A 21,925-nucleotide genomic window follows, 5' to 3' on the forward strand; every position below is an offset into this window, starting at 1 on the left:
TACGCCTCTTCCCTGTTGCTCCAACTCCTGTCATGCAGGCGGCAGTCCACCGGTGTGGACTGCCGCCTGCTGCGCTGTGGAACCGGCGCGGCCCTGCGCGGGCAGCGGGCGATCCGTCACCACGCACTTCATCGCCGGCGTCGACGTCGGCCGCTGCACGCCCGGCAGCGTCGCCGGCCGGTCACCGTAGAGCCACCGGAAGCCCGCGAGGCGGCGACGACGACCCGCAGCAGACAGTCCGGCAGGCGGACCGCTCCGGCTCCCGCAGTCGCCGATGACACGGCGAGCCGCTGAGCCGCACCCGCGCGGCCGGCTCGGTCCCGGTCCGCCGCCCCCCGCCGGAGCTCGGCAAGAATCTTCTGGCCCACGGCATTCACGAGGCAGAACTTCCCCCGAAGTCCTCGATCACGGGCAAACTTCGGAAACACCTTTGGGCCAATCGCGCCTAATGTCCCCCGTATGGATTGGGGACTGGACTGGGGAATGGTCACGGCGTTTCTCGCCGTGGATCTGCTGCTGGTGTGCGTACCGGGCGCGGACTGGGCATACGTGATATCCGCGGGACTGCGCGGCCGGTCGGTGCTCCCCGCCGTCTCGGGACTCGTCGCCGGGTACGCCGTGCACACGGTGCTCGCGGTGGCCGGGCTGGCGGTCCTGGTCGCGAGCTCACCGGGCCTGCTGACCGCGCTCACGGTGGCGGGGGCGGGGTATCTGGTGTGGTTGGGGTGGGGGGTCCTGCGAAGGCCGGCGACGCCGGGGGGTCCCGGAGGCGGCGACATTACGGCTCCGGTGACGGCCGGAGCCGACACCGCCATGCTGGTAGCGGCCGGAGCCCACACACCGCCAGTTGCCGCCGGAGCCCACACCGCAGCACTGGTAGCCACCGGAGCCGACGCCGACGCACCGGTAGCGACCGGGGCCCACACCGCAGCACCGGTGATGGCAGCCGGAGCCCACACCGCAGCACTGGTAGCCACCGGAGCCCACACACCGCCAGTTGCCGCCGGAGCCCACACCGCAGCACTGGTAGCCACCGGAGCCGACGCCGACGCACCGGTAGCGACCGGGGCCCACACCGCAGCACCGGTGATGGCAGCCGGAGCCCACACCGCAGCACTGGTAGCCACCGGAGCCCACACACCGCCAGTTGCCGCCGGAGCCCACACCGCAGCACCCATGGCGGCCCGAGCCCACACCACCGCACCGCCGGAGAGCGCCGAGCCTCCCGTCCCCTCCGCCGCCCGCGCATTCCTCCGCGGCTCCGCGATCAGTGGCCTCAATCCCAAGGGTCTGCTGCTCTACCTCTCCGTACTGCCGCAGTTCCTCAGGCCGACGGCCGGAGCGCCGGTGGCCGCGCAGACCGCAGTGCTCGGTGCGGTCCACATGGCCTGCTGTGCCGCCGTCTACCTCGGCGTCGGTGTGCTGGCCCGCGCCGTCCTGGGGGCGAGGCCGGCCGCGGCCCGCGCGGTGGTCCGCACCTCCGGGGCAGCGATGCTCGGCATCGGCGGGTTTCTGCTGGTGGAGCGCCTGGCCACGCTGTGAGGCCGAACCGACGGACGGCACCACCCTCAGACGGGGCGGACCAGCTCCCAGGTGTCCACGGCGTAATCGAGGGTCATGCCGTGCCGCTCGTAGAGCGCGAGCGCGCCGCTGCTGTTGTCGGTGTCCACACCGAGGCCGATCCGGTCACGGCCCAGCGCCGCGCAGTGCCCGAAGGCCTGGCTCAGGAGGTGGCTGCCGAGGCCCTGCCCCCGGGCCCGGGCGCCCGGGCGGGGTGACGAACGCCCGGGCAGGGTGACGGCGAGCGCGCCGGGCGGAGGTACGCCCTTCAGCGCCGCACGATCCGGAACAACCTGATCTCACGGTCGACCCGCGCCTGATAGGTGGCGTAGGGCGGCCAGAACGCCAGCACCGCCTTCCACGCCGCGCCTCGCTCCTCGCCCTCGAGGAGATGAGCGGTTACGGCGATGTCCTCGCCCTTCCAGCTGATCTCGGCGTCGGGATGGGCGAGGAGATTGCCGGTCCACGCGGGGTGGTCCGTACGCCCGAAGTTGGAGCCGATGAGGAGCCAGCTTCCCGGGCCGCCCTCCGGTGAGGCACTCTCCGGCATACAGGCCAGCGGCGTCCGCCGTTCCAGCCCGCTCTTCGCGCCGCGCGCGGTGAGGATGACGCCCGGCAGCATCTGCGCGCTGAGCAGCACCTTGCCGCGGGTCAGTCGGTGCACGGCACGGTCGAGGGCGGGGACCAGGTGCGGGGCGACCCGGGCGAAGGCCCGCGTCGAGGACACCTTCTGCACCAGCCGGACCCCAGGAATCCGCCTCGGCCCCGCACCTGACCCGTTGCCCGATCCCATACCTGCTTCCTCACCTGCCTGCTTACCTGCTTCCTTGTCCGGTCCCTCACCTGATCCCGCGCCCGAACCCGCACCTGATCCCATTGCCCCAACCCGCACCCCGTCCCGCACCTGATCCCCTACCCGGCCCCTCGCCCGATCCCGCAGCCGCCTCCCCGCCCGGCCCCTCGCCCGCGGCCATCAGACCGCCATCTCCCCGCCGTCGAAGAGGCGCGCGGCGTCGGCGGCGTACCCTCGCAGTCGGTGCACCGGCCCGAAGAGCAGTTCGTCGCCGGAGGCGCGCTTGAAGTAGAGATGGGCCTCGTGCTCCCAGGTGAAGCCGATGCCGCCGTGCAGCTGGATTCCCTCGGAGGCGGCGGTGCGCAGCGCCTCCAGGGCCTGGGCGAGCGCGAGCGCACCCACCCGTTGCCCGCTCGCACCGGCCGCCCACGCCGCGTAGTACGCCGCCGACCGCGCCGCCTGCACCCCCACATACACATCCGCGAGCCGGTGTTTCACCGCCTGGAAGGACCCGATCGCCCGCCCGAACTGCTCACGTTGCCGCACGTACTCGACGGTCCGCTCCAGCGCGCGGTCGGCGGCGCCCACGGCCTCCGTGGCCAGCACGGCGGCGGCGGTGTCTCCGACAGCCGCGAGCGCGGCAGGCACGTCGGATCCGTCGTCGCCGAGCAACTCGGAGTCCACGTACCGCAGTTCGACCCGGGCCTGCGGCCGTGTCTCGTCCAAGGACGTCTGCCGCACTCGCACGAGCCCCCGGGTGCCCTCTCGTACGAGGAACAGCAGCGTCCGCGACCGAGCGAAGCCCCCTGTGTGTGCGGCCACCACAAGCAGCCCCGCGCTGTGTCCGTCGAGCACCTGTGTCGCCTGCCCATAGAGGCGCCAGGCACCCTCGACCCGCCGCGCCTGTACGCCCCCGGCGCGCCCGTCGCCCGCCCAGTCCCCACGGTTGTCGCCGACCAGCCCGAGCGCCGTCGCGAGCCCCGCGCCCGGTACGGCGAGGGCGGCGGTCAGCTCGCCCGAGGCGAGGCGTGGCAGCAGTTCGGTCTGCTGGGCCCCGGTGCCGAGGGCGAGGATCAGTGGGGCGGCGAGGACGGCGGTCGCGAGCAGCGGCGAGGGGGTGAGGGCGCGCCCCGACTCCTCGCAGGCGAGGGCGAGTTCGGTCACCGAGCAGCCGACACCGCCGTATGCCTCGGGGAGGGCGAGCCCGGGCAGCCCGAGCTGTTGCGCGAGCGCCTCCCACAGTGCCGGGTCGTGTCCGGCGGGGGTCCGCACGGCGGCCCGCAGCTCCTCCGGGCCGCAGCGTTTGACCAGCAGCTCCCGCAGAGTGCGGCGGATCTCGTCCTGCTCGGCGGTGAAACGGGCGTCCATGGGTGGGCTCCTCCCGGATCTGACGGGCCGTCATGTTAGGGCGAGGGGTGGCAGATGCACAGGGGTGCGGCCGCCTCTCGGCGGAGGACTTATCTGATGTACCGTCAGATTCATGACTCCAGGACAGCGGACAGGACAGCGGAAGGTCGGCGTCGTCGGCATAGCCCTCTCCGACTGCGGCCGGGTGGACGAGGCGACCCCGTACGCCCTGCACGCCCAGGCGGCCCGCCGCGCTCTGGCCGACTCGGGCCTGGACCGGTCGGTGATCGACGGCTTCGCGTCGGCGGGCCTGGGCACCCTGGCCCCCATAGAAGTGGCCGAATATATGGGCCTGAAGCCCACGTGGGTCGACTCCACCTCCGTCGGCGGCTCCACCTGGGAGGTCATGGCGGCGCACGCGGCGGACGCGATCGCGGCGGGCCGTGCGAACGCGGTGCTGCTCGTCTACGGCTCGACGGCTCGCGCGGACGTCAAGACGGGTCGGCGCACCGGAAACCTCTCCTTCGGAGCGCGCGGCCCGCTGCAGTTCGAGGTCCCGTACGGCCACACACTCATCGCCAAGTACGCGATGGCCGCGCGCCGCCACATGCACCAGTACGGCACCACGCCGGAACAGCTCGCCTCGGTCGCCGTCCAGGCCCGCGCGAACGCGACGGCGAACCCGGAGGCGATGTTCCGCGACCCGATCACCGTCGACGACGTCCTGTCCGGCCCGATGATCGCGGACCCCTTCACCAAGCTGCACTGCTGCATCCGCTCCGACGGCGGCGCGGCGGTGCTGCTCGCGGCGGAGGAGTACGTACGCGACTGCCGTACGGACCCGGTGTGGATCCTCGGCACCGGTGAGCACGTCTCGCACACCACCATGTCCGAGTGGGAGGACTTCACGGTGTCCCCGGCGGCCGTGAGCGGCCGGCTGGCCTTCCAGCGGGCAGGGGTGCGCGCGCAGGAGATCGACCTCGCCGAGATCTACGACGCCTTCACCTACATGACGCTGGTGACCCTGGAGGATCTCGGCTTCTGCGCGAAGGGCGAGGGGGGTGCGTTCGTGGACGCCGGGAAGGGGCGGCTGCTGGTGGGCGGGGAACTGCCGGTGAACACCGACGGGGGCGGGCTGTCGGCCCAGCACCCTGGGATGCGGGGGCTGTTCCTGATCGTCGAGGCCGTGCGTCAACTGCGTGGGGAGGCGGGCGAGGGGCGGCAGGTGCGCAAGCCGGACGGAGGGCTGCCGCAGCTGGCTGTGGCCTCCGGCACCGGGGGCTGGTTCTGCTCGTCGGGGACGGTGGTGCTGGGCCGGGGGTGAGGGGATCTACGGCCCTACCGTGATGGTCGCCTCGTCATTGGACGGGTTCGGGTCGTGGCGGCCGAAGTCGAACTCGCTGGGCGGGTCCTTGTCCACGAGGCTGACCGTCCCCTCCCCCGGGTCGCCGAGGCGCACGGTGAACTCGAAGGTGCGGGACTTCCCCGGCCCGAGTTCGCCGACGTCACAGGTGTACGCGAAGTCATGGCTCTCGCAGTAGGGCTGGAAGACGCCGTCGTCGTACTCCTCCATGGGCTGCTTCAGCAGGGTCAGGCCAAAGGGAGGGCTGAACACCAGCTGGGTGGAGGAACCGGAGTCGGCGGGGCCGTTGTTGCGGACGGTGAGGCGGAGCGTGCGCTTGGTGCCGTGGGCGCCGTGCAGGTCGACGTCGGAGACCTCGTAGTCGGCGTGGGTGTCGAGGGCCAGATACGTGTGACCGCCACCCTTCGCGAAGGTGCCCTTCGTGTCCTTGGTGACCTCGGCCTCGAGGGTCGGGCCGTCGCCGTGGTCGCCGCCCTTCGGATAGCTGCCGTGCTGGCCCGGGCCCATGTCCAGGGCCCAGACGTCACGGCCGAAGGAGGTGTACATCTGCGTCTTCGGGGCACGCAGCCGCAGCGCCGGCCTGAGGACGACGGTCTCCCCCGGCGCGATCCGCAGGTCCGGGAAACGGCACACCGCGATGTGGTGGTGGCTGATCTCCGGGTAGCGGCAGTTGGCGTACCGTTTCTCGAACTCCAGCCCGCCGGAGCTGAGTTCCAGCCCCAGTCCCACGACCGGCACCTCGCCGGTGTTCCGGACGACAACGGGGCTGGTCACCTCGACGCCCGGACTGACGTGCTCCAGGGACTTGAGGACGAGCGCCTCGACCACGGGCTCACCGACCACGAACCGGGTACGTGCGGTGAGCCTCTTCCCGTCCTTCGTGGTGTACGTGAAGCGCACGACGCCCGTGTCACCGGGCTTGCTGCCCTTGGCGGCGACCGGGGAGACGCGCGCCAAGTCCGCCCAGTTGTTGTACTCGGCGCCGACCTCACAAGTGACGTGCGTGTCACCACCCTTGCAGCCGCCGCTCCCGCGCAGCCGGACGGCGTCTTCCGAGCCGCCCACTACGTCCGCGGTGAGCCGACGACCGCCCGTGCCCCTGCCGTCCTCGGCCCTGAGATGGAAGGGTTCCTTGTCCGAGGGCCCGGACTTGTCACCGAGGGGACGCAGGTAGAAGACCTCGGGCGCGGTGATCCAGGGCGACGGCTTCCCGACGCCGCATGCGGTGAGGCCGAGCAGGAGGGCGCCGGTGAGTGCGGCGCCCGTTACGGGCCGGGGCCTCAACGGGCGGTACGGAGGAAGCAGGCGCCGCCCTCATTGGTGCTGCAACTCGACTTGAACCAGGCGAGTTCCGTCTCGTTCACAGTCGCCCCGCTTTCCTCTCGATGACTTCTGCGACTTCTGCGGACTCTCAAGGCGTGAGTGCCTGGGCACGCAGCATGCCGAACAGATCGAAGAAGTCCGTTGGCCCGCTCCGGCTGGGAGATCAACGTACTACCTCCCCGGTTCTCGGCGAAGACCCGATTGCGGCCTTCCTACGTGCTCATCGACTGCAGTGGCCCCTGCAGACCTGGACGTGGAGCTGCTGGGGAGCTGATGGCGCAGCCGTGTCAGACCCGAGAGCGATACTCGGGGGCATGGAACCGGATCTTCATGAGCTGCTGAGATCGCTGCGGGTGTGGGACACGGAGCTGCCCGGCTTCGAACCGGAGAAGGCGCCGGAGGAGCCGTTGGCCCTGTTCACGCGGTGGTTCGCGGAGGCGGTGGCGGCCGGGCAGCCTGAGCCCCACACGATGTCGCTGGCGACGGCGGGCGAGGACGGCCTGCCCGACGTCCGCATCGTGATGCTGCACGGCGCGGACGCGGCCGGCTGGTCGTTCGCGACGCACGCGACGAGCCGCAAGGGTCGGCAGCTGGCCGCCCGCCCGTATGCCGCCCTCGGCTTCTACTGGCCTGATCAAGGGCGACAGGTCCGGCTTCGTGGCCCCGTCGCCGTCGCCTCGCCGGAGGAGGGCCAGGCGGACCTGCACGCCCGTTCCACGGGTGCGCTCGCCGCCGCGCTGGTCGGCCACCAGAGCGACGTCCTGCCGTCGCGGGAGGAGCTGGCGCGGGCGTCGGACGCGGCGTGGGACCGGGCCCGGCGGGAGCCGGACGCGCCCGCCCCCACCTGGACCCTGTACCGACTCCGGCCGGACGAGGTGGAGTTCTTCCAGGGCGACGCCCGGCGGCGGCACGTACGCCTCACCTACCGCCGCGACACGGACGACCGTGGCTGGCTCAAGGAGCTGCTGTGGCCGTGAAGTCCTACGTCATGGAGCCGTACGGCCCGCGGTCCTGAGTCGTGAAGTCGCACATCCCGCAGCCCTACGTCGTGAAGTCGCACATCCCGCACTCCTACGTCGTGAAGTCGTACCTCGCGAAGTCCGAGACCGGGCGGTAGCCGATGCGCCGGTAGAGGCCGTTGCTGGTGGGGTTGGCGAGGTCGGCGAAGAGCAGTACCTCCTCGGCGCCGGAGGCGAGCGCGGCGCGGCTGACTTCGGCGGTGGCGGCGCCCGCGTAACCCCGGCCGCGCAGATCGGCCGGGGTGTAGACGGGGGCGACGCGGATCTGCCCGGCGACCGGCGCGGTCGCGCCCGCCATGGAGACGGGGGTCCCGTCGGGTGTCTCCCAGAGGGTGACGCCGCCGTAGGAGATCCGGTCGTCGGCCCAGGCGCCGTCGTCACGAGCGCCGCCTTCGCCGATGAATTCCGCGAACTCCCCGTGCCAGCGGATGAGTTGGCTTCGGTCGGCCTTGGTCGCGACCCTGGCCCGGCCGGGCGACGCGGGCTGGGGTGGTGTCAGAGTTTCGAGGCGGTACAGCCGCTCGCGCCGCCGGAGTATGGCCGTGGCTCCCGCCCGCCGCTGCCAGGCCTCGGCGAAGGCCGTGGCGCCGGCGTGATCGGCAAAGACACCGGGCGGGCTGTGCCCGGCGTCCGCGAGCCGGGCGGCGAGGGCGTCCGCGTCCTCCTCGGACAGCGGTGTCACGCTCAGCGGGTACGGCGGCGTACGGAAGAAGGCCGCCCGTACGGAACCCTCCCGTTCCAGGAAGCCGAAGACCGGCGCCTCCTCCCCGAACCCGTGCGGGCCGCGCCTGCGCAACGTGTCGGTGACCGTCAGCGGCACGGTGTGCTCCGCGGGCCGCGAGCGAAGGAACTCCCCGGCCCGCCCGAGAAAGACGTCCAGGTCATGGGTGAGATGCCAGTCGTACGCAACAGGGGTCATGCCCCATACTCGCGCGGGGCCGCGGCGCCGTACCTCCGATTTATTGGGCCTCCGGCTGTCCCGGAGACGGCTTCATGGCGCCTCCGGGACAGCCCGTTGCGGCTTCATGATGCCTCCGGCAGCCCCAGGTGCGGCTCGGGATCCGTCGCCAGCCGCGCGTGCAGATGCTCGTCCCGGAACGCGTCATGCCGCCCCGCCTCGAACATCGCGCCCCGCAGCGTCCCCTCGTACCGGAATCCGCAGCGCTCGGCGACGCGGCAGGACACCTCGTGGCCGAGGGCGTGGCCCAGTTCCAGGCGGTGCAGGCCGAGGTCGGTGAGGGCGTAGCGGGCGGCGAGGGCCAGGGCACGGGTGGCGACCTGGCGGCCGCGGGCTTCAGGGAGGACCCAGTAGCCGACGACGGCACGGCTCATGACGTGGTTGATCTCGTTGACGCCGATGTGACCGAGGATCGCACCGGTGTCCGCGTCCACGACGCAGAAGGAGAACCCGGTACCGTCCGCCGTGCTCTCGGTGCGCGAGCGGAGCGACTCACGGGCGCCGTCGAGGTCCCGGATCATCCTGAGCGGCGTGTTCCAGCGCTGGAACTCGGGGTCCGACAGCCCGCGCAGATACGCCGCGACGTCGGTGTCGGACTCAGCGTTCCACAGGCGCAGCCGCAGACCGTGACCGTGCAGCTCGGGGGAGGAATGGGTCGCGTGGTGCTCGTGGACGTCAGCCATCCGGCCATTGAAACGCGTCGGCCGTACGGGGCACACCCCGGGGACCCCTCACCCTCGGCTCACGCCGGGCGCGCGCCCGGGAAGCCCGGGGGAAGCGGCGTCCGGGGCCGGAAAACCGGCACCCCCGCGCGGAAGGCGACCTCCAGCTCCATCCCGATGCGCAGCGCGCCCTCCGCGCACTCCACCACCTCGGTCATCATCCGGGGGCCCTCCGCGAGGTCGACGACGGCGGCGACGTACGGCACACGCTCGCCGAACGGCGGCAGGTCGTTGCGGTGGACGACGGACCAGGTGTAGAGCGTGGCCCGGCCGCTCGCCGTCTCCCACGCCACGTCCTCGCTCCAGCAGTACGGGCAGAACTCCCTCGGGTAGTGATGGGCCCGCCCGCACCCACCACAGCGCCGCACCAGCAGCCGCCCCTCCGCCGCCCCGTCCCAGTACGGGCGGGTGAAGGCGTCCACCTCGGGGACGTCGAACCCCGCGCTCACCGGAACAGTCCGATCGCGTTGTCGAGCGACCACGTCTGCCACGACATTCCGAACAGCCCGACCATCGAGATCAGCGCCATCATCGAGTTCTGCCCCTGCTCGGCCCAGTCGTGGATCATGAGGACGAGGTAGAGGACATTCAGGAGCAGCGCGCCGACCAGGGCGATCGGCGTCAGGAGTCCGGCCACCAGGCCGAGCCCGAGGGCCAACTCGGCGTACACGACGATGTACGCCATCGTGCGGGGGCGTGGCGCGACCACCACGTCGAAGCCCGAGCGCACCGCGTTCCACCGGTGCTTGGCCGCGACGTCCGCCGCCCACGCGATCCCGGTCCCCCGCTCGAACCAGCCCTTCTTGTCCTTGTGCCGCCAGCTCTCCAGCCACCACAGCCCGAGCCCGATCCGCAGCACGGCCAGCCACTGCGCCCCGCTGAGCCAGATCGTGTCCATGGCCGAACCTCCTGCCGCACGCGGAATCTGACGGTACGTCAGTTCAGCGTACGGAGCATGTCTGCGCAAGAGGCGGGGGCCACTCGCCCCTGCACACCCCACACACACAACCAAGCCACCTACGCCACCAGCCCCACCCACTCCTCCTACACCCGTGATCAGTTCGCAACCGATTCCGGTCTTGACCGAGACCTATCAAGCGGGGGCGTGATTACGCTCGCGCTCATGGCCGACTCGACTGCTTCCTCGACGCCCCGCACGGTGCCGTCCCACGAAGACCGCCCCGTGTACGTGATCGGCGGCGGCCCCGGTGGACTCGCGGTGGCGTACGCGCTGCGGGCCCAGGGCGTACGGGCCGTCGTGCTGGAGAAGTCCGACAAGGTCGGGGCGTCCTGGCGGCGCCACTACGACCGGCTGCACCTGCACACCACGCGGCGGCTGTCCGCGCTGCCGGGGCTTGCGATGCCACGCTCGTTCGGGCGGTGGGTGTCACGTGACAACGTGGTGCGTTACCTGGAGAAGTACGCCGAACACCACCAGCTGGAGATCGTCACGGGCGTCGAGGTCTCACGCGTCGAGCCCGCGCCGGGCGGCGCCGGCTGGCTGCTGCACGCCACCGGCGGCCGCGAACTGACCGGCAACGCGGTGGTCGTCGCCACCGGCTACAACCACACGCCCCACCTGCCCGACTGGTCCGGCCGCGACACCTACACCGGCGAACTCCTGCACGCCGGCGAGTACCGCAACCCCGCCCCCTACGCCGGCCGCGACGTCCTCGTCATCGGCGTCGGCAACACGGGCGCCGAGATCGCCGTGGACCTGATCGAGGGCGGCGCCTCACGCGTACGCCTCTCGGTCCGCACGGCCCCGCACATCGTGCGCCGCTCGACGGCCGGCTGGGCCGCCCAGTTCACCGGGATTCTCGTACGGCGGCTGCCGGTGCGCCTCGTCGACCGCCTCGCCGGGCCGATGGCCAAGCTGAGCGTGCCGGACCTGTCGGCCCAGGGGCTGCCCCGCCCCGACACCGGGCTCTACTCCCGCGTCAACGAGGGCTCCATCCCCGTCCAGGACGTCGGCCTCATCGACGCCGTCCGCAAGGGCCGCGTGGAGATCGTGGCCGCGGTGGACGGATTCGAGGACGGCAAGGTCGTCCTCGCCGACGGCAGCCGCATCGGCCCGGAGGTCGTCATCGCCGCGACGGGGTACGTCCGCGCGCTGGAGCGTGTCGTCGGGCACCTCGGCGTACTCGACGACCGCGGGCGCCCCGTCGTGCACGGCGCCCGCACCCCCAGGAACGCCCCCGGCCTGTACTTCACCGGCTTCACCAACCCCATCAGCGGCATGTTCCGCGAACTCGCCCTCGACGCCGAGAAGATCGCGAAAGCGGTGGCCCGCTCCGTGACACGGAAGCAGCCGTCCGACACGCGCTGATTTCAGCGACGCCCGGCGCACGAACTCTCAACTCCCTGACGTACCACGTGTGTTACGCGTGCGCCAGACGTGGCGAGTCGGCGGCCGGGTCGTCACGAACCGCTGCTGCCCGCCGACCGTGACCAGCTCAGCCAGCGGCTGCCGATGGGCTCGATCGGCAAGGCGATCGCGGTGTACGTCACCCCGTTCTGGCGCGCCGACGGTCTCGACGGCCAGGTCGTCAGCGATACCGGCATCGCCCGCTCCACCTTCGACAACTCACCGCCCGACGCCTCCTACGGCGCCCTGATGGGCTTCATCGAGGCCGACGAGATGCGCGCGTTCGACGCCTCGTCCGTCGACGAGGTCAAGGCGGCCGTCCTCAAGGACTACGCCACCTACTTCGGCGACAAGGCCAAGTCCCCCACCTCCTTCGTGCTCCAACGCTGGGACAACGAGGGCTTCTCTCGCGGCGGCCGGTCGCCTACGCCCCACCCGGCGTCCTCACCGAGTACGGCCCGGCCCTGCGCAGACCCGCCGGCGGCATCCACTGGGCCGGCACCGAGACCTCCACTTACTGGAACGGCTACACGGACGGCGCCGTCCGCTCCGGCGAGCGGGTGGCGAAGGAGATCCTGGCGGCGCTGTGACGGGCCGCTTGCTTCCGTACGGCGTTCCCGACGTCCGTGTGGCGGGTACCACCAAGGTGCCCGCCACAGGTCTTTGCCTGCACAACGGTTCCTGACGTGGCATCAGTTCAGTAATCTGACACTGCGTCAGTTATAAGTTGGCTGTCACACAGGAGCGGGCGGACCGATGCTTGGATCAACCCACGGCACCCTCACCACCGACTCCCGCCGGGCCCGGGTCATCGCCTGCGGCGAGCAACCCTCACCGGTCGTGCACGGCCGGCCGGCCGAGGCCGACGACCTCGACGTCAGCGGCCGTCCGCTGTACGCCGACGTACCCGACCTGGACCGCTTCTTCCGTCCGGAGTCCGTGGCCGTCATCGGCGCCTCGGACGCCGAGGGGCGGCCGAACACCGGCATCACCCGGCAACTGATCGCCTGGGCCGAGCGGGTCGGCGCCCGGCTGCACCCCGTGCACCCCACCCGTCAGTCGGTCTTCGGCATACCCTGCTCCCCTTCCGTCGCGGACCTGCCCGAGCAGGTCGACCTGGCTGTGCTCCTGGTCGGCGACCCCCTTCCCGTGATCGAGCAACTGGCAGAGGCCAAGGTGAAGTTCGCCGTCGCCTTCGCCTCCGGGTTCGCCGAGACCGGAGCCGAGGGCGCCGCCGCGCAGGCCCGCCTCGCCACCGCCGTCCGCCGCTCCGGCCTCCGGCTGCTCGGGCCCAACACCAACCTCAACGCCTTCGAGAAGTTCCGCGACGACCTCGACGGTCCCGCGATCGCGCTCATCACCCAGTCCGGCCACCAGGGACGGCCGGTGTTCGCGATGCAGGAGTTGGGGGTGCGGCTCTCCCACTGGGCACCCACCGGCAACGAGGCCGACCTGGAGACCGCCGACTTCATCTCCTACTTCTCCGAACAGCCCGAGGTCGGCGCCATCGCCTGCTACGTGGAGGGGCTCAAGGACGGCCGTTCCTTTCTGCTCGCCGCCGACCGCGCCGCCCGGTGCGGGGTGCCCGTCGTCGCGGTCAAGGTCGGCCGCACCGAGACCGGCGCCCGTACCGCCGCCTCACACACCGGCAAGCTGACCGGCGCCGACACGGTGGTGGACGCGGCGATGCGGCAGTACGGCGTGATCCGGGTCGACGGACTGGACGAACTCCAGGACACCGCAGCCCTGTTGGCGCGGGCCCGCACCCCCCAGGGCGACGGGGTCGTCGTCTATTCGATCTCGGGCGGCACGGGCGCGCACTTCGCGGACCTGGCGAGTGAGGCGGGACTCTCCCTGCCCACGCTGTCGTCCGACAAGCAGGCCGAGCTGCACGAGTGGATACCCGAATACCTGAACGTCGCCAATCCCGTCGACAACGGCGGCCACCCCGTCGGCGACTGGCGCGGCCGGAAGATCATCGACGCGATCCTCGCCGATCCTGCCGTCGGGGTGCTGATCTGCCCCATCACCGGGCCCTTCCCGCCCATGAGCGACAAGCTCGCACAGGATCTGGTGGACGCGGCGGAGCAGACGGACAAGCTGGTGTGCGTGGTGTGGGGGTCGCCGGTCGGCACGGAGGCCGCGTACCGCGAGACGCTGCTCGGGTCGTCCCGGGTCGCCACCTTCCGTACGTTCGCCAACTGCATCACCGCCGTCCGCGCCTACCTGGACCACCACCGGTTCGTCTGCGCGTACCGCTCTCCCTTCGACGAGGCGCCGCGCACTCCCTCGCCCTCCTTCCGCAAGTCGCAGGCACTGATGCGTCCCGGGCAGCAGCTGAGCGAGCACGCGGCCAAGCAGCTGCTGCGCGCGTACGGGATCCGCGTGCCGCGCGAGCAGCTGGTGACCAGCGCGGCGGCATCGGTGCGGGCGGCCAGCCAGGTCGGCTACCCCCTCGTCATGAAGGCCTCCGGCGCCCAGGTCGCCCACAAGACCGAACTCGGTCTGGTGAAGATCGGGTTGACCTCCGCCAGCCAGGTCCGCGACGCCTATCGCGAGCTGACCGACATCGCGCGCTACGAAGGGATCTCGCTCGACGGGGTGCTCGTGTGCCAGATGGTCGAGCGGGGCGTCGAGATGGTCGTCGGCGTCACGCAGGACCCGCTCTTCGGGCCGACCGTGACCGTCGGGCTCGGCGGTGTCCTCGTCGAGGTACTGCGCGACGCGGCCGTCCGCGTGCCGCCGTTCGGCGAGGACCAGGCGCGGGCCATGCTGTCCGAGCTGCGGGGGCGGACGCTGCTCGACGGGGTCCGCGGGGGGCCGCCGGTCGATGTGGACGCGCTGGTGGAGGTCGTGATCCGGGTGCAGCGCATGGCCCTCGAACTCGGGGACGACATCGCGGAGTTGGACATCAATCCGCTGATGGTGCTGCCTAGGGGACAGGGAGCCGTCGCGCTGGACGCGCTGGTGGTGTGCCGCTGAGCGGTCGCCCGCACTGCCACGCCTCCCGGGCAAGCGGCCCGCCACGCCCCGTACGAAACGGAGTACCCCCATGTCCGACTCCCCCCGTGAATCCCGTGAATCCCGTGAAACTGCTGAATCCCGTGTAGCTCCCGAATCCCCTGCGTCTGCCGAAAAGTCCCTCGACTCATTGATACGTCACACCACTGACAACGCCGTCTCGTGGATCACCCTCAACCGCCCCGAGGCGATGAACGCCCTCACCTGGGACCAGCGGGAACGCGTGATCGCGCTGCTCGCGCAGGCGTCCGCCGACCCGGACGTACGGGCCGTCGTGATCACGGCGACGGGCCGCGGTTTCTGCGCCGGCGCGGACCTGCGCGGGGGACCGCCGGCCGGGGAACGGGTGCCCGGCGACGTCGCCCGCACCGTCCGCCGCGGCGCCCAGCGCCTGATCGCCGCCGTCCTCGACTGCGAGAAGCCGGTGATCGCGGCGGTCAACGGGACGGCGGCCGGGATCGGCGCGCACCTCGCCTTCGCCTGCGACCTCGTCCTCGCGGCGGAGCCGGCCAGATTCATCGAGGTATTCATGCGGCGCGGGCTCGTCCCCGACGGCGGCGGGGCCTATCTGTTGCCCCGCCTCATCGGCCCGCAGCGCGCCAAGGAGCTGATGTTCTTCGGCGACGCGCTGACGGCCGCGGACGCGGAACGGCTCGGCCTCGTCAACAGGGTCGTACCGCCGGACGAGCTGGAGAAGACCGCGCGTGAGTGGTCCGAGCGCCTCGCGGCCGGCCCGACCCGCGCCCTCGCCCTCACCAAACAGCTGGTCAACGCCTCCCTCGACACCGACCGCGCGGCCGCCTTCGCCGCCGAGGCGGCCGCGCAGGAGATCAACATGACGACGGCCGACGCCAACGAGGGGGTCGCGAGTTTCGTGGAGCGGCGGAGTCCCAGATACCGGGGCCGCTGAGCTGCACCCGGTCGGCGGTACGACGGACGACGGAACGACGGAACGGCCGAACGACGGAACGGCCGAACGACGGAACGGCCGAACGGCCGAACGACGAAGCGGCGAAGCGGCGGAGCGGCGGAGCGGACGACCGTTTCAGTCCCGCTTCAGAATGCGCAGGTCCCCCGAGTCGGCGTCGCCGAACAGCACGAACAGCTCGGGACTGTGCTCACTGCCGCCGATGGTCCAGTACGTGTCGTGGCCGCAGTCCGCGACCTGTACGACGACACCGTCCCGTGCCGCGGGGTCGCCCTCGTCGTAGGCGTCGGAGTACGGGTCGTAGCGGCCCTCGGTGTCCAGGAACCAACTCCCCGTCCCGTGGCACCGCGTGAAGTCCTTGGTCGTCACGTCCCCGAACTCGGGCTGGGCGGGCAGCGCGGTGAGCTCGGCCCGACCGCCGGCGCGCAGCCGCAGGACGGCCCCGCCGTCGCCCCGCCAGACTCCCGCGAGCTGCCCGGCGGACAGCTTCGGGGGCTCGTACTCCTTGATGAGTCCCGTGGACAGGCCCACAGCGCCCGCGCCGGCGACCAGCACGCACGCTCCGAAGGACGCGAGCGCCGAGCGGACCCAGATGCGGCGGCTGCGCGGAACGCGGCCCGTGGCGCGCTCCCGCCGCCGGACGTACGCCACGCCCAGCGCGGGCAGGACACCGGACGCCGCGATGAGCAGGGCGGTCGTGCCGGTGGGCGAGAGGTCGCCGAGTACGACGGCCACGGCCGCCCAGAGCACACCGAGTGCGGCCACGAACACCAGGTGCCAGGCCTCCTCGGAGCCGCGGACGCGCCGGGTCGCGATGCGGGCGAACGTGGCGGCCGGCATGGTGTGGGCCGCCGCGTGCACCAGACCCAGGACGGCGAGGAGCAGCGGGCCGAAGACGAGCATGCACAGCAGACCGACAGCGGCGAGACCACCGCCGGACCCCGCACCGTGGGTGTCGTCGTCGAACGTCCCGACCCACCAGATCGCGCAGACCACCGCCAGCTGCGCCGCACAGACCGCCGCGGCCGCGTTCAGTTCGGCGTTCGCCCAGCTCAGTCCTGAGCGCTTGGGCCGCCATGCGTCTCCCCACCTCATGGGGCGAAAGATACGTGGGGCTGCGTGTGAGGGGCACGGGAGGGCCAAGGCGGAGGTTGCACCCTTCCCATCTGACGCACCGTCAGCTTCAATGGTTGATGTGATGGGACACGCAGGGATGGCGGCCGCCGCCGTCCGCTACCTCAGGTCGGCCGGGGCCCCTACCGTCGCGGGGCCCGTCGAAGCGTTGCCGCGCCCGGATCTGCGCGCGGTCGGCGACGACGAACGGGCGCCGGTCGATCAGGCCGAGTTCCGCCGTGTGCTGGGGAACTTCGCGACCGGCGTCACCGTGGTGACCGCACCGGCCGGCGAAGGCGAAGACAGGGTGGGGCCGGCCGGTTTCGCCTGCCAGTCCTTCTCCTCACTCTCCCTCGACCCTCCGCTGGTCTGCTTCATGGTCGGCCGTACGTCGACGACCTGGCCGCGGATCGCCCGCGCGGGCGTCTTCTGCGTGAACGTCCTCGGCGCCCACCAGGGCGAGATGTGCCGCGGCTTCGCGGTGAGCGGCGCGGACAAGTTCGCCGGGGTCGTGTACGACGCGGCGCCCGTCTCCGGCTCGCCCCGCCTCGCGGGCGTCGCGGCCTGGATCGACTGCACGATCCACGCGGTGCACACGGGCGGGGACCACCTGATAGTGGTGGGGCGGGTGAACGCGCTCGGCATCGGGGACGGCGCCGACGACCTGGCGCCGCTGCTGTTCCACAAGGGGCGCTTCCTCTAGTCGCGCAGGTCCCCGCGCCCCTTCGACAGGACACCCTTCTCATCCGGTCGGCCAGGGACGCTTCGCCCCGCCGGCCTCGGTCAGGCCAGGGCCGTCGCCATCCGAACCGGTCGCCGCCGGATCACCAGCGCCATCAGCGCAGCCGCCGCGCACAGTGCGCCCGAGGCGTACCAGACGACGTCGTACGAGCCGAACGTGTCCCGCGCGACGCCACCTAGGAAGGCTACGAGGGCGGCGCCGACCTGGTGCGAGGCGAGGACCCAGCCGAAGACGATGGCGCTGTCCTCGCCGTACTGCTCGCGGCACAGGGCGAGGGTGGGCGGGACCGTGGCGACCCAGTCGAGGCCGTAGAAGACGATGAAGAAGATCATCGGAGGGTGCACGGTCGAGGCCAGGAGCATCGGGAGGAAGAGCAGCGAGATGCCGCGCAGCGCGTAGTACACCGCCAGCAGCCGACGGGGCTCGAAGCGGTCGGTGAACCAGCCCGAGGCGACCGTGCCGGCCACGTCGAAGACGCCGATGACCGCAAGGAGCGAGGCGGCGGCCGTGACGGGCATGCCGTGGTCGTGGGCCGCGGGCACGAAGTGCGTCTGGACCAGGCCGTTCGTCGAGGCGCCGCAGATCGCGAAGGTGCCGGCCAGCAGCCAGAAGGGGCCGGTGCGGACGGCGGAGGCCAGGACCGTGACCGTGCGGCGAGCCGCGCCCCGGACCGGCTCGGGCTTGGGCACGAACTCCTCGGCCCCGTACGGCTTCTGGCCCACGTCCGCCGGGTGGTCCCGCAGCAGCAGCCATACGAAGGGGACCACCGCGAGGGCCGCGAGGGCCACCGTCACCGCGGCGGGACGCCAGCCGTGATCCGTGACGATCCAGGAGAGCAGCGGGAGGAAGATCAGCTGGCCGGAAGCCGAGGCCGCCGTCAGGATGCCCGTCACCAGGCCCTTCCGCTCCGTGAACCAGCGGTTCGTGACCGTCGCCGCGAACGCGAGCGCCATCGAGCCGGAGCCCAGGCCCACCAGCAGGCCCCAGCAGAGCAGGAGCTGCCAGGCCGCCGTCATCCACACCGTCAGCCCGGAACCGAGCGCTATCACCGTCAGGGCGACCGCCACCACACGCCGGATGCCGAATCGGTCCATCAGCGCGGCCGCGAACGGCGCCGTCACCCCGTACAGCACGAGGTTGATCGAGACCGCCGCGCCGATCGTGCCGCGCGACCAGTGGAACTCGTGGTAAAACTTTAGGGCACAAAGCACGGCGAGCAGGAACAAGGGGGGCAAGACAGGGTGGACATCACCATCTACGTACGACTCAGCCTCGATCAGCACGGCGACCAGTTGGGCGTTCAGCGACAGGAGGACGAGTGCCGGGCGTTCGCCGCAGCCCGAGGCTGGACCGTACGAGAGGTGATCGCGGACAACGACGTCAGCGCCACCTCGGGCAAGGTACGACCGGGGTTCGAGCGGCTGTTGGCGTCCAAGCCGGACGCGATCCTCTGCTGGCACACTGACCGGCTCGTACGCAAGACGGAAGACCTGTTGCGAGTGATCGCACTCGGGGTCAACGTTCACGCCATCCACGCCGGACACCTGGACCTCTCGACTCCGGCCGGTCGAGCCACGGCCAAGACGGTTACGGCGTGGGCGGAGTACGAGGGCGAGCAGAAGGCGCTACGCCAGAAGGCGTCGAACCTTCAGGCGGCGAAGAACGGCACGCCGCACAGGACAGGCTTGCGGCCGTTCGGATACGCCGACGACTACGTGACCGTGGTCGAGGCTGAGGCAGAAGCGATCCGCAAGGGTGCCGAGATGGTTCTTCAGGGCGAGACCCTGGCGGCTGTCGCCCGCTTCTGGACCGACCTCGGTCTACTCGCCCCCCGCTCGTCGTCCGGCACGGCGAAGGGCGAGGCGAAGGGGTGGGGTGTCGGCGGAGTGAAGAAGGTACTGATCTCCCCTCGGTACATCGCACAGGTCACTTACCACGGCGAAGTGGTGGGTGAGGGGCAGTGGCCCGCGATCCTGGACGAGGTGACTCACTACGCCCTCGTGTCGGCACTGACGAACCCCAAGCGCTTCACGGGTGGTGCGCGTACCGGCTCGGCCCCTCAGACCCTGCTCGCCGGACTGGCTACATGTGGGCGCTGCGGGGAGACCGTGAGAGGCGGCATGTACCGAGGGACCCCGGTCTACCGCTGTGGACAGAAGCACGTACGCGTACCCCGGGAGTTGGCCGACAAGCGAGCCGGTAACGCCGTCCTGGCGCGGATCGTCTTCCCCGACTTCCTGCCCTGGGTTCTCGCTGCTCGGCAGGAGCAGGGGGATGACTCGGCCCACCTTCACCAGGAAGCTCAGACCCTGCGGGAACGGCTCGACGGGTTGGCCGTGTCCTACGCCTCCGGAGTCATCACCCTGTCGCAGATGACGGCCGGTACCGAGGCGATCCGAGCCAGGCTCGACGAGATCGGCGAGAAGCTGTCCGGTGTCACTGGCCTGCCCCCGATCGACCCCGTCTCGGGCATCGCTGGCCTGATTCAGGACTGGCCGAACACGCCGCTCCCCGTCCGCCGGGCGTGGGTCAAGTTCGTCACCACGATCACGATGCACCCCAACGGCTTCAAGAAGGCGGCGAAGATGACCGTGGACGACTACATGACCGTGGAGTGGAACCACACCGCCGACGACGAACCCGACGCGTAGCGAGCCCCGCTCGACTCGTGCCCCGCTCTCACCCGAGAGCAGGGCTTCGTCTTCATCACGCCCGATCAGAAGGGCGGCGGCTCTTGACCTGCTTCGTGGAACCGGTCGGTCAAGCCGTCGTAGTCGAAGTCCACCGGCAAGGGAGCTGCGTACGCGTCTCCGAACCAGCGTCGACGCTGTTCCTCTTGCTTGACCTTGCCAAGATCTACGAAGGACAAGGTGGGGGCCGAAGGCCCCCCAAGGGAGCCAGCCCCTTCGTCTTCCTTTTGGGGGCCGCTCACGCGGCCCGCCTGCGCCGACTGCTTGCGCTCTTCGTTTTCGCCCTGTCGGCCCCCTACGGGGGGCCGCTCTTCGCCTACCGGCTTGCTCTTCGCCGCTGGCTCCTCACTCCCACCGCCGTCGCTCTTGAAGGTATGTAGGTTGTATGGCTCCTGAGCCATACCCCCCTGCTTCGGCAAGGTGAGTCGGTAGATCACCGGACCGTCCGGCACCTTGCCTGTCTTCGTGAGCCAGCCCGCCCTACGCAGCTTGCCAACTATCTTGTTGACTGTCTGCTCTGGAGCCTTCCCGCCGTAGCCAAGTTCTCTGGCGATCGTCCCGTTGGACGGGCAAACGTTCTCGCCCGTCTCGTAGTCCGCATACAACGCCATGGCGACGCCGACCAACTTCTCTGCCTGCTTCATGTGGGAGCGCACAAGGGCACGGCGCCATACGTGTTCCTGTATCTCTGGTTTCCCTTCCTCGGCGACAACATCCGTCCCGCCACCATCGCAGGGGAACCCGAAACGTACAGGGCGCAGAAGGGAAAAGCGCAGGTCACTGCATGTGAGGCGCCTCTCAAAATGAGGCCGGGCAGGGGCTCACCCTCGCTGCGATGGTGCGATGGTGCGATGGTGCGATGGTCAACGATCACGCCGACGACACCGGTCTCCGCTTCGCTCTCCAGGTCACCGGCTTCGAACTGGCCACCGAACCGCCAGCCCCAGACACGCCACTCGCGCGCATCCTCGCGTACGCCACTGAGCACGGGTACGAGAACCTGACCGACGAGCACTTCGACATGGCCAAGCTTGGCCTGCTGTAGGTGAGTTGAAAGCGCACTGAGTGGTCGTGAGGTGCTGTATTTTCGCCGCATGAGCAGCATGGCGGGGGAATGGTGGGAGAACGTAAACGTCTGGGCGATTGTCGTCTCAGCCGTCGTCGCCCTACTGGTCGGTTCGCTCGGCACTTGGGCTACATTCCGGTCCGCCAACCCGAAGCGGAAACTCAACTGGTGGGTGCAGTCCAACACACCCCTCATGAGCGTGCCGCAGCACTCTGCCGACGGAGCACTTGCCGTGACCTTCCACGGAGTCTCAATCGACAATCCGCGCATCGTAGAACTCGTGATTGCGAACCAGGGCCGACGTGACCTTACTTCGGCGATGTTCCACAACAGCGAGTCGATTCGGTTCGACTTCGGCGCTGTTCTGTGCACGATCTTGGATGTCACCACTGCCCCCGCCGGCAGCATGCCCCCCTCGCTGGAGCATTTCCCGTGGCGCCTCCACGTGGCACCCCCCTCGGCTGGGTCGGCCCAGCTTCAAACCGTCGTCGGCGAGACCTGGCTCGACCTGAAGCCATCCCTGCTGAGCAAGGGCCAGGTGGTCACCGTGGCCGTACTGCTCGACGGGGAGGAGAAGCCTGTGAGGCTGACCCGCTTCCCGCTTGTCGACGTGGCTCCTGCCTCCGAGCCGCCGGGTGCGCGCTCACGCGTACTCGCTGAAGCGATCACCCAGGCGTCAATCTCGGTCGGACCCTTCCGTATCAGGTAGGCCAGAATCGACCCTGCAACCGTGGCTCAATCTTGGCCGGTAAGACACGGCGGTCGAGCAAGGTCCTTCAGGGGGGCATACCCCACCCCTTTCCCCCGTCGCCCTGTACGCGACTGTGCGAGCCGTTGCCCGCCACGGTCATGCGATGAACGTTGCAGCCCCCGACCTGCACTGTAAGTTTTTCCACGGAAAAACTTACATGA

20 protein-coding genes and 4 pseudogenes are annotated in these 21,925 nt (G+C 70.6%); 12 read left to right on the top strand and 12 right to left on the bottom strand.

Translation table 11 applies throughout. The features are described 5' to 3' along the window. Positions 1–30 precede the first annotated feature (30 nt). Positions 31–377, bottom strand: a pseudogene (locus OG390_RS22705) (AsnC family transcriptional regulator). Between the two features lie 82 nt (positions 378–459). Between OG390_RS22705 and OG390_RS22710 the strand changes: the two are divergent. Together OG390_RS22710 and OG390_RS22715 are read left to right on the top strand one after the other, a co-directional pair. Further along, positions 460–759, top strand: a pseudogene (locus OG390_RS22710) (LysE family translocator); the annotation flags it as partial. 180 nt (positions 760–939) lie between these two features. Further along, positions 940–1,542 (top strand): LysE family transporter, encoded by a 603-nt coding sequence (locus tag OG390_RS22715; RefSeq protein WP_406177807.1) that lies wholly within the window; start codon positions 940–942, stop codon positions 1,540–1,542. Positions 1,543–1,568: 26 nt separating this feature from the next. Here the strand turns inward: OG390_RS22715 and OG390_RS22720 are convergent. From OG390_RS22720 to OG390_RS22730, 3 genes and pseudogenes are all read right to left on the bottom strand, one after another. Continuing rightward, positions 1,569–1,757: pseudogene (locus tag OG390_RS22720) on the bottom strand (GNAT family N-acetyltransferase); the annotation flags it as partial. Between the two features lie 71 nt (positions 1,758–1,828). After that, on the bottom strand, positions 1,829–2,353 hold the full coding sequence (locus OG390_RS22725) for a nitroreductase family deazaflavin-dependent oxidoreductase (protein ID WP_406170566.1): 525 nt from the start codon (positions 2,351–2,353) through the stop codon (positions 1,829–1,831). A 180-nt stretch (positions 2,354–2,533) separates the two neighbouring features. Then, positions 2,534–3,721 carry an acyl-CoA dehydrogenase family protein gene (locus tag OG390_RS22730; protein ID WP_406170567.1) on the bottom strand — a complete coding sequence of 396 codons (1,188 nt, stop codon included), beginning with the start codon at positions 3,719–3,721 and terminating at the stop codon, positions 2,534–2,536. 112 nt (positions 3,722–3,833) lie between these two features. Between OG390_RS22730 and OG390_RS22735 the strand changes: the two genes are divergently transcribed. Next, positions 3,834–5,024 carry a thiolase C-terminal domain-containing protein gene (locus OG390_RS22735; RefSeq protein ID WP_406170569.1) on the top strand — a complete coding sequence of 397 codons (1,191 nt, stop codon included), beginning with the start codon at positions 3,834–3,836 and terminating at the stop codon, positions 5,022–5,024. 6 nt (positions 5,025–5,030) lie between these two features. Here OG390_RS22735 and OG390_RS22740 read toward each other — a convergent pair whose 3' ends face one another. Then, entirely contained in the window at positions 5,031–6,347 is a 1,317-nt protein-coding gene (locus OG390_RS22740; RefSeq protein ID WP_406170571.1) for a hypothetical protein, read from the bottom strand. Between the two features lie 353 nt (positions 6,348–6,700). Between OG390_RS22740 and OG390_RS22745 the strand changes: the two genes are divergently transcribed. Further along, a complete protein-coding gene (locus OG390_RS22745) occupies positions 6,701–7,363 on the top strand; it encodes a pyridoxal 5'-phosphate synthase (RefSeq protein WP_406170573.1) in 663 nt (220 codons plus the stop codon). Positions 7,364–7,457: 94 nt separating this feature from the next. On the opposite strand, the gene OG390_RS22750 is transcribed toward OG390_RS22745, so the two are convergent. The 4 genes from OG390_RS22750 to OG390_RS22765 form a co-directional block, all read right to left on the bottom strand. Continuing rightward, complete coding sequence (locus tag OG390_RS22750) at positions 7,458–8,324, bottom strand: GNAT family N-acetyltransferase (RefSeq protein ID WP_406170575.1); 867 nt, start codon at positions 8,322–8,324, stop codon at positions 7,458–7,460. Between the two features lie 104 nt (positions 8,325–8,428). Continuing rightward, a complete protein-coding gene (locus tag OG390_RS22755; RefSeq protein WP_406170577.1) occupies positions 8,429–9,046 on the bottom strand; it encodes a GNAT family N-acetyltransferase in 618 nt (205 codons plus the stop codon). Positions 9,047–9,105: 59 nt separating this feature from the next. Continuing rightward, positions 9,106–9,534 (bottom strand): Zn-ribbon domain-containing OB-fold protein, encoded by a 429-nt coding sequence (locus OG390_RS22760; protein WP_406170579.1) that lies wholly within the window; start codon positions 9,532–9,534, stop codon positions 9,106–9,108. Next, positions 9,531–9,983: a DoxX family protein gene (locus tag OG390_RS22765; RefSeq protein ID WP_406170581.1), complete on the bottom strand. Its 453-nt coding sequence runs from the start codon at positions 9,981–9,983 to the stop codon at positions 9,531–9,533. The genes OG390_RS22760 and OG390_RS22765 overlap by 4 nt, the downstream gene beginning before the upstream one ends. Before the next feature lie 225 nt (positions 9,984–10,208). Here OG390_RS22765 and OG390_RS22770 point away from each other — a divergent pair, with 225 nt between their 5' ends. The 4 genes and pseudogenes from OG390_RS22770 to OG390_RS22785 all read left to right on the top strand — a co-directional run bounded on the left by OG390_RS22770 (position 10,209) and on the right by OG390_RS22785 (position 15,384). Continuing rightward, positions 10,209–11,414 carry a flavin-containing monooxygenase gene (locus OG390_RS22770; RefSeq protein ID WP_406170583.1) on the top strand — a complete coding sequence of 402 codons (1,206 nt, stop codon included), beginning with the start codon at positions 10,209–10,211 and terminating at the stop codon, positions 11,412–11,414. Positions 11,415–11,507: 93 nt separating this feature from the next. Then, positions 11,508–12,043: pseudogene (locus tag OG390_RS22775) on the top strand (flavin monoamine oxidase family protein); the annotation flags it as partial. A gap of 166 nt (positions 12,044–12,209) precedes the next feature. Further along, positions 12,210–14,435: an acetate--CoA ligase family protein gene (locus tag OG390_RS22780; protein WP_406170585.1), complete on the top strand. Its 2,226-nt coding sequence runs from the start codon at positions 12,210–12,212 to the stop codon at positions 14,433–14,435. 70 nt (positions 14,436–14,505) lie between these two features. Further along, complete coding sequence (locus OG390_RS22785; RefSeq protein ID WP_406170586.1) at positions 14,506–15,384, top strand: enoyl-CoA hydratase/isomerase family protein; 879 nt, start codon at positions 14,506–14,508, stop codon at positions 15,382–15,384. Between the two features lie 135 nt (positions 15,385–15,519). On the opposite strand, the gene OG390_RS22790 is transcribed toward OG390_RS22785, so the two are convergent. After that, the gene (locus OG390_RS22790; RefSeq protein WP_406170588.1) at positions 15,520–16,497 is read right to left on the bottom strand and encodes a hypothetical protein; all 978 of its coding nucleotides are present in this window, start codon (positions 16,495–16,497) and stop codon (positions 15,520–15,522) included. A 103-nt stretch (positions 16,498–16,600) separates the two neighbouring features. On the opposite strand from OG390_RS22790, the gene OG390_RS22795 reads away from it, so the two are divergent. Next, positions 16,601–17,218 (top strand): flavin reductase family protein, encoded by a 618-nt coding sequence (locus tag OG390_RS22795; protein WP_406170590.1) that lies wholly within the window; start codon positions 16,601–16,603, stop codon positions 17,216–17,218. An 80-nt stretch (positions 17,219–17,298) separates the two neighbouring features. Here OG390_RS22795 and OG390_RS22800 read toward each other — a convergent pair whose 3' ends face one another. Next, positions 17,299–18,492 carry an MFS transporter gene (locus OG390_RS22800; protein ID WP_406170592.1) on the bottom strand — a complete coding sequence of 398 codons (1,194 nt, stop codon included), beginning with the start codon at positions 18,490–18,492 and terminating at the stop codon, positions 17,299–17,301. Between the two features lie 6 nt (positions 18,493–18,498). Here OG390_RS22800 and OG390_RS22805 point away from each other — a divergent pair, with 6 nt between their 5' ends. Continuing rightward, the gene (locus OG390_RS22805) at positions 18,499–19,908 is read left to right on the top strand and encodes a recombinase family protein (protein WP_406170594.1); all 1,410 of its coding nucleotides are present in this window, start codon (positions 18,499–18,501) and stop codon (positions 19,906–19,908) included. Between the two features lie 65 nt (positions 19,909–19,973). On the opposite strand, the gene OG390_RS22810 is transcribed toward OG390_RS22805, so the two are convergent. Then, entirely contained in the window at positions 19,974–20,591 is a 618-nt protein-coding gene (locus tag OG390_RS22810; protein WP_406170596.1) for a hypothetical protein, read from the bottom strand. A gap of 215 nt (positions 20,592–20,806) precedes the next feature. Here OG390_RS22810 and OG390_RS22815 point away from each other — a divergent pair, with 215 nt between their 5' ends. Both OG390_RS22815 and OG390_RS22820 read left to right on the top strand, forming a co-directional pair. Beyond that, positions 20,807–20,992 carry a hypothetical protein gene (locus OG390_RS22815; protein ID WP_406170598.1) on the top strand — a complete coding sequence of 62 codons (186 nt, stop codon included), beginning with the start codon at positions 20,807–20,809 and terminating at the stop codon, positions 20,990–20,992. 49 nt (positions 20,993–21,041) lie between these two features. Continuing rightward, complete coding sequence (locus tag OG390_RS22820) at positions 21,042–21,722, top strand: hypothetical protein (protein WP_406170599.1); 681 nt, start codon at positions 21,042–21,044, stop codon at positions 21,720–21,722. Positions 21,723–21,925 lie beyond the last annotated feature (203 nt).

Source organism: Streptomyces sp. NBC_00996, assembly GCF_045162675.1.
Classification (GTDB): domain Bacteria; phylum Actinomycetota; class Actinomycetes; order Streptomycetales; family Streptomycetaceae; genus Streptomyces.

Bases quoted from the DNA above. Each gene is read 5' to 3' on its own strand.
- OG390_RS22715 (WP_406177807.1), top strand. From the start codon at position 940: ATGGCAGCCGGAGCCCACACCGCAGCACTGGTAGCCACCGGAGCCCAC.
- OG390_RS22725 (WP_406170566.1), bottom strand. From the start codon at position 2,353: ATGGGATCGGGCAACGGGTCAGGTGCGGGGCCGAGGCGGATTCCTGGG.
- OG390_RS22730 (WP_406170567.1), bottom strand. From the start codon at position 3,721: ATGGACGCCCGTTTCACCGCCGAGCAGGACGAGATCCGCCGCACTCTG.
- OG390_RS22735 (WP_406170569.1), top strand. From the start codon at position 3,834: ATGACTCCAGGACAGCGGACAGGACAGCGGAAGGTCGGCGTCGTCGGC.
- OG390_RS22745 (WP_406170573.1), top strand. From the start codon at position 6,701: ATGGAACCGGATCTTCATGAGCTGCTGAGATCGCTGCGGGTGTGGGAC.
- OG390_RS22750 (WP_406170575.1), bottom strand. From the start codon at position 8,324: ATGACCCCTGTTGCGTACGACTGGCATCTCACCCATGACCTGGACGTC.
- OG390_RS22755 (WP_406170577.1), bottom strand. From the start codon at position 9,046: ATGGCTGACGTCCACGAGCACCACGCGACCCATTCCTCCCCCGAGCTG.
- OG390_RS22765 (WP_406170581.1), bottom strand. From the start codon at position 9,983: ATGGACACGATCTGGCTCAGCGGGGCGCAGTGGCTGGCCGTGCTGCGG.
- OG390_RS22770 (WP_406170583.1), top strand. From the start codon at position 10,209: ATGGCCGACTCGACTGCTTCCTCGACGCCCCGCACGGTGCCGTCCCAC.
- OG390_RS22780 (WP_406170585.1), top strand. From the start codon at position 12,210: ATGCTTGGATCAACCCACGGCACCCTCACCACCGACTCCCGCCGGGCC.
- OG390_RS22785 (WP_406170586.1), top strand. From the start codon at position 14,506: ATGTCCGACTCCCCCCGTGAATCCCGTGAATCCCGTGAAACTGCTGAA.
- OG390_RS22790 (WP_406170588.1), bottom strand. From the start codon at position 16,497: ATGAGGTGGGGAGACGCATGGCGGCCCAAGCGCTCAGGACTGAGCTGG.
- OG390_RS22795 (WP_406170590.1), top strand. From the start codon at position 16,601: ATGGGACACGCAGGGATGGCGGCCGCCGCCGTCCGCTACCTCAGGTCG.
- OG390_RS22810 (WP_406170596.1), bottom strand. From the start codon at position 20,591: ATGAAGCAGGCAGAGAAGTTGGTCGGCGTCGCCATGGCGTTGTATGCG.
- OG390_RS22815 (WP_406170598.1), top strand. From the start codon at position 20,807: ATGGTCAACGATCACGCCGACGACACCGGTCTCCGCTTCGCTCTCCAG.
- OG390_RS22820 (WP_406170599.1), top strand. From the start codon at position 21,042: ATGAGCAGCATGGCGGGGGAATGGTGGGAGAACGTAAACGTCTGGGCG.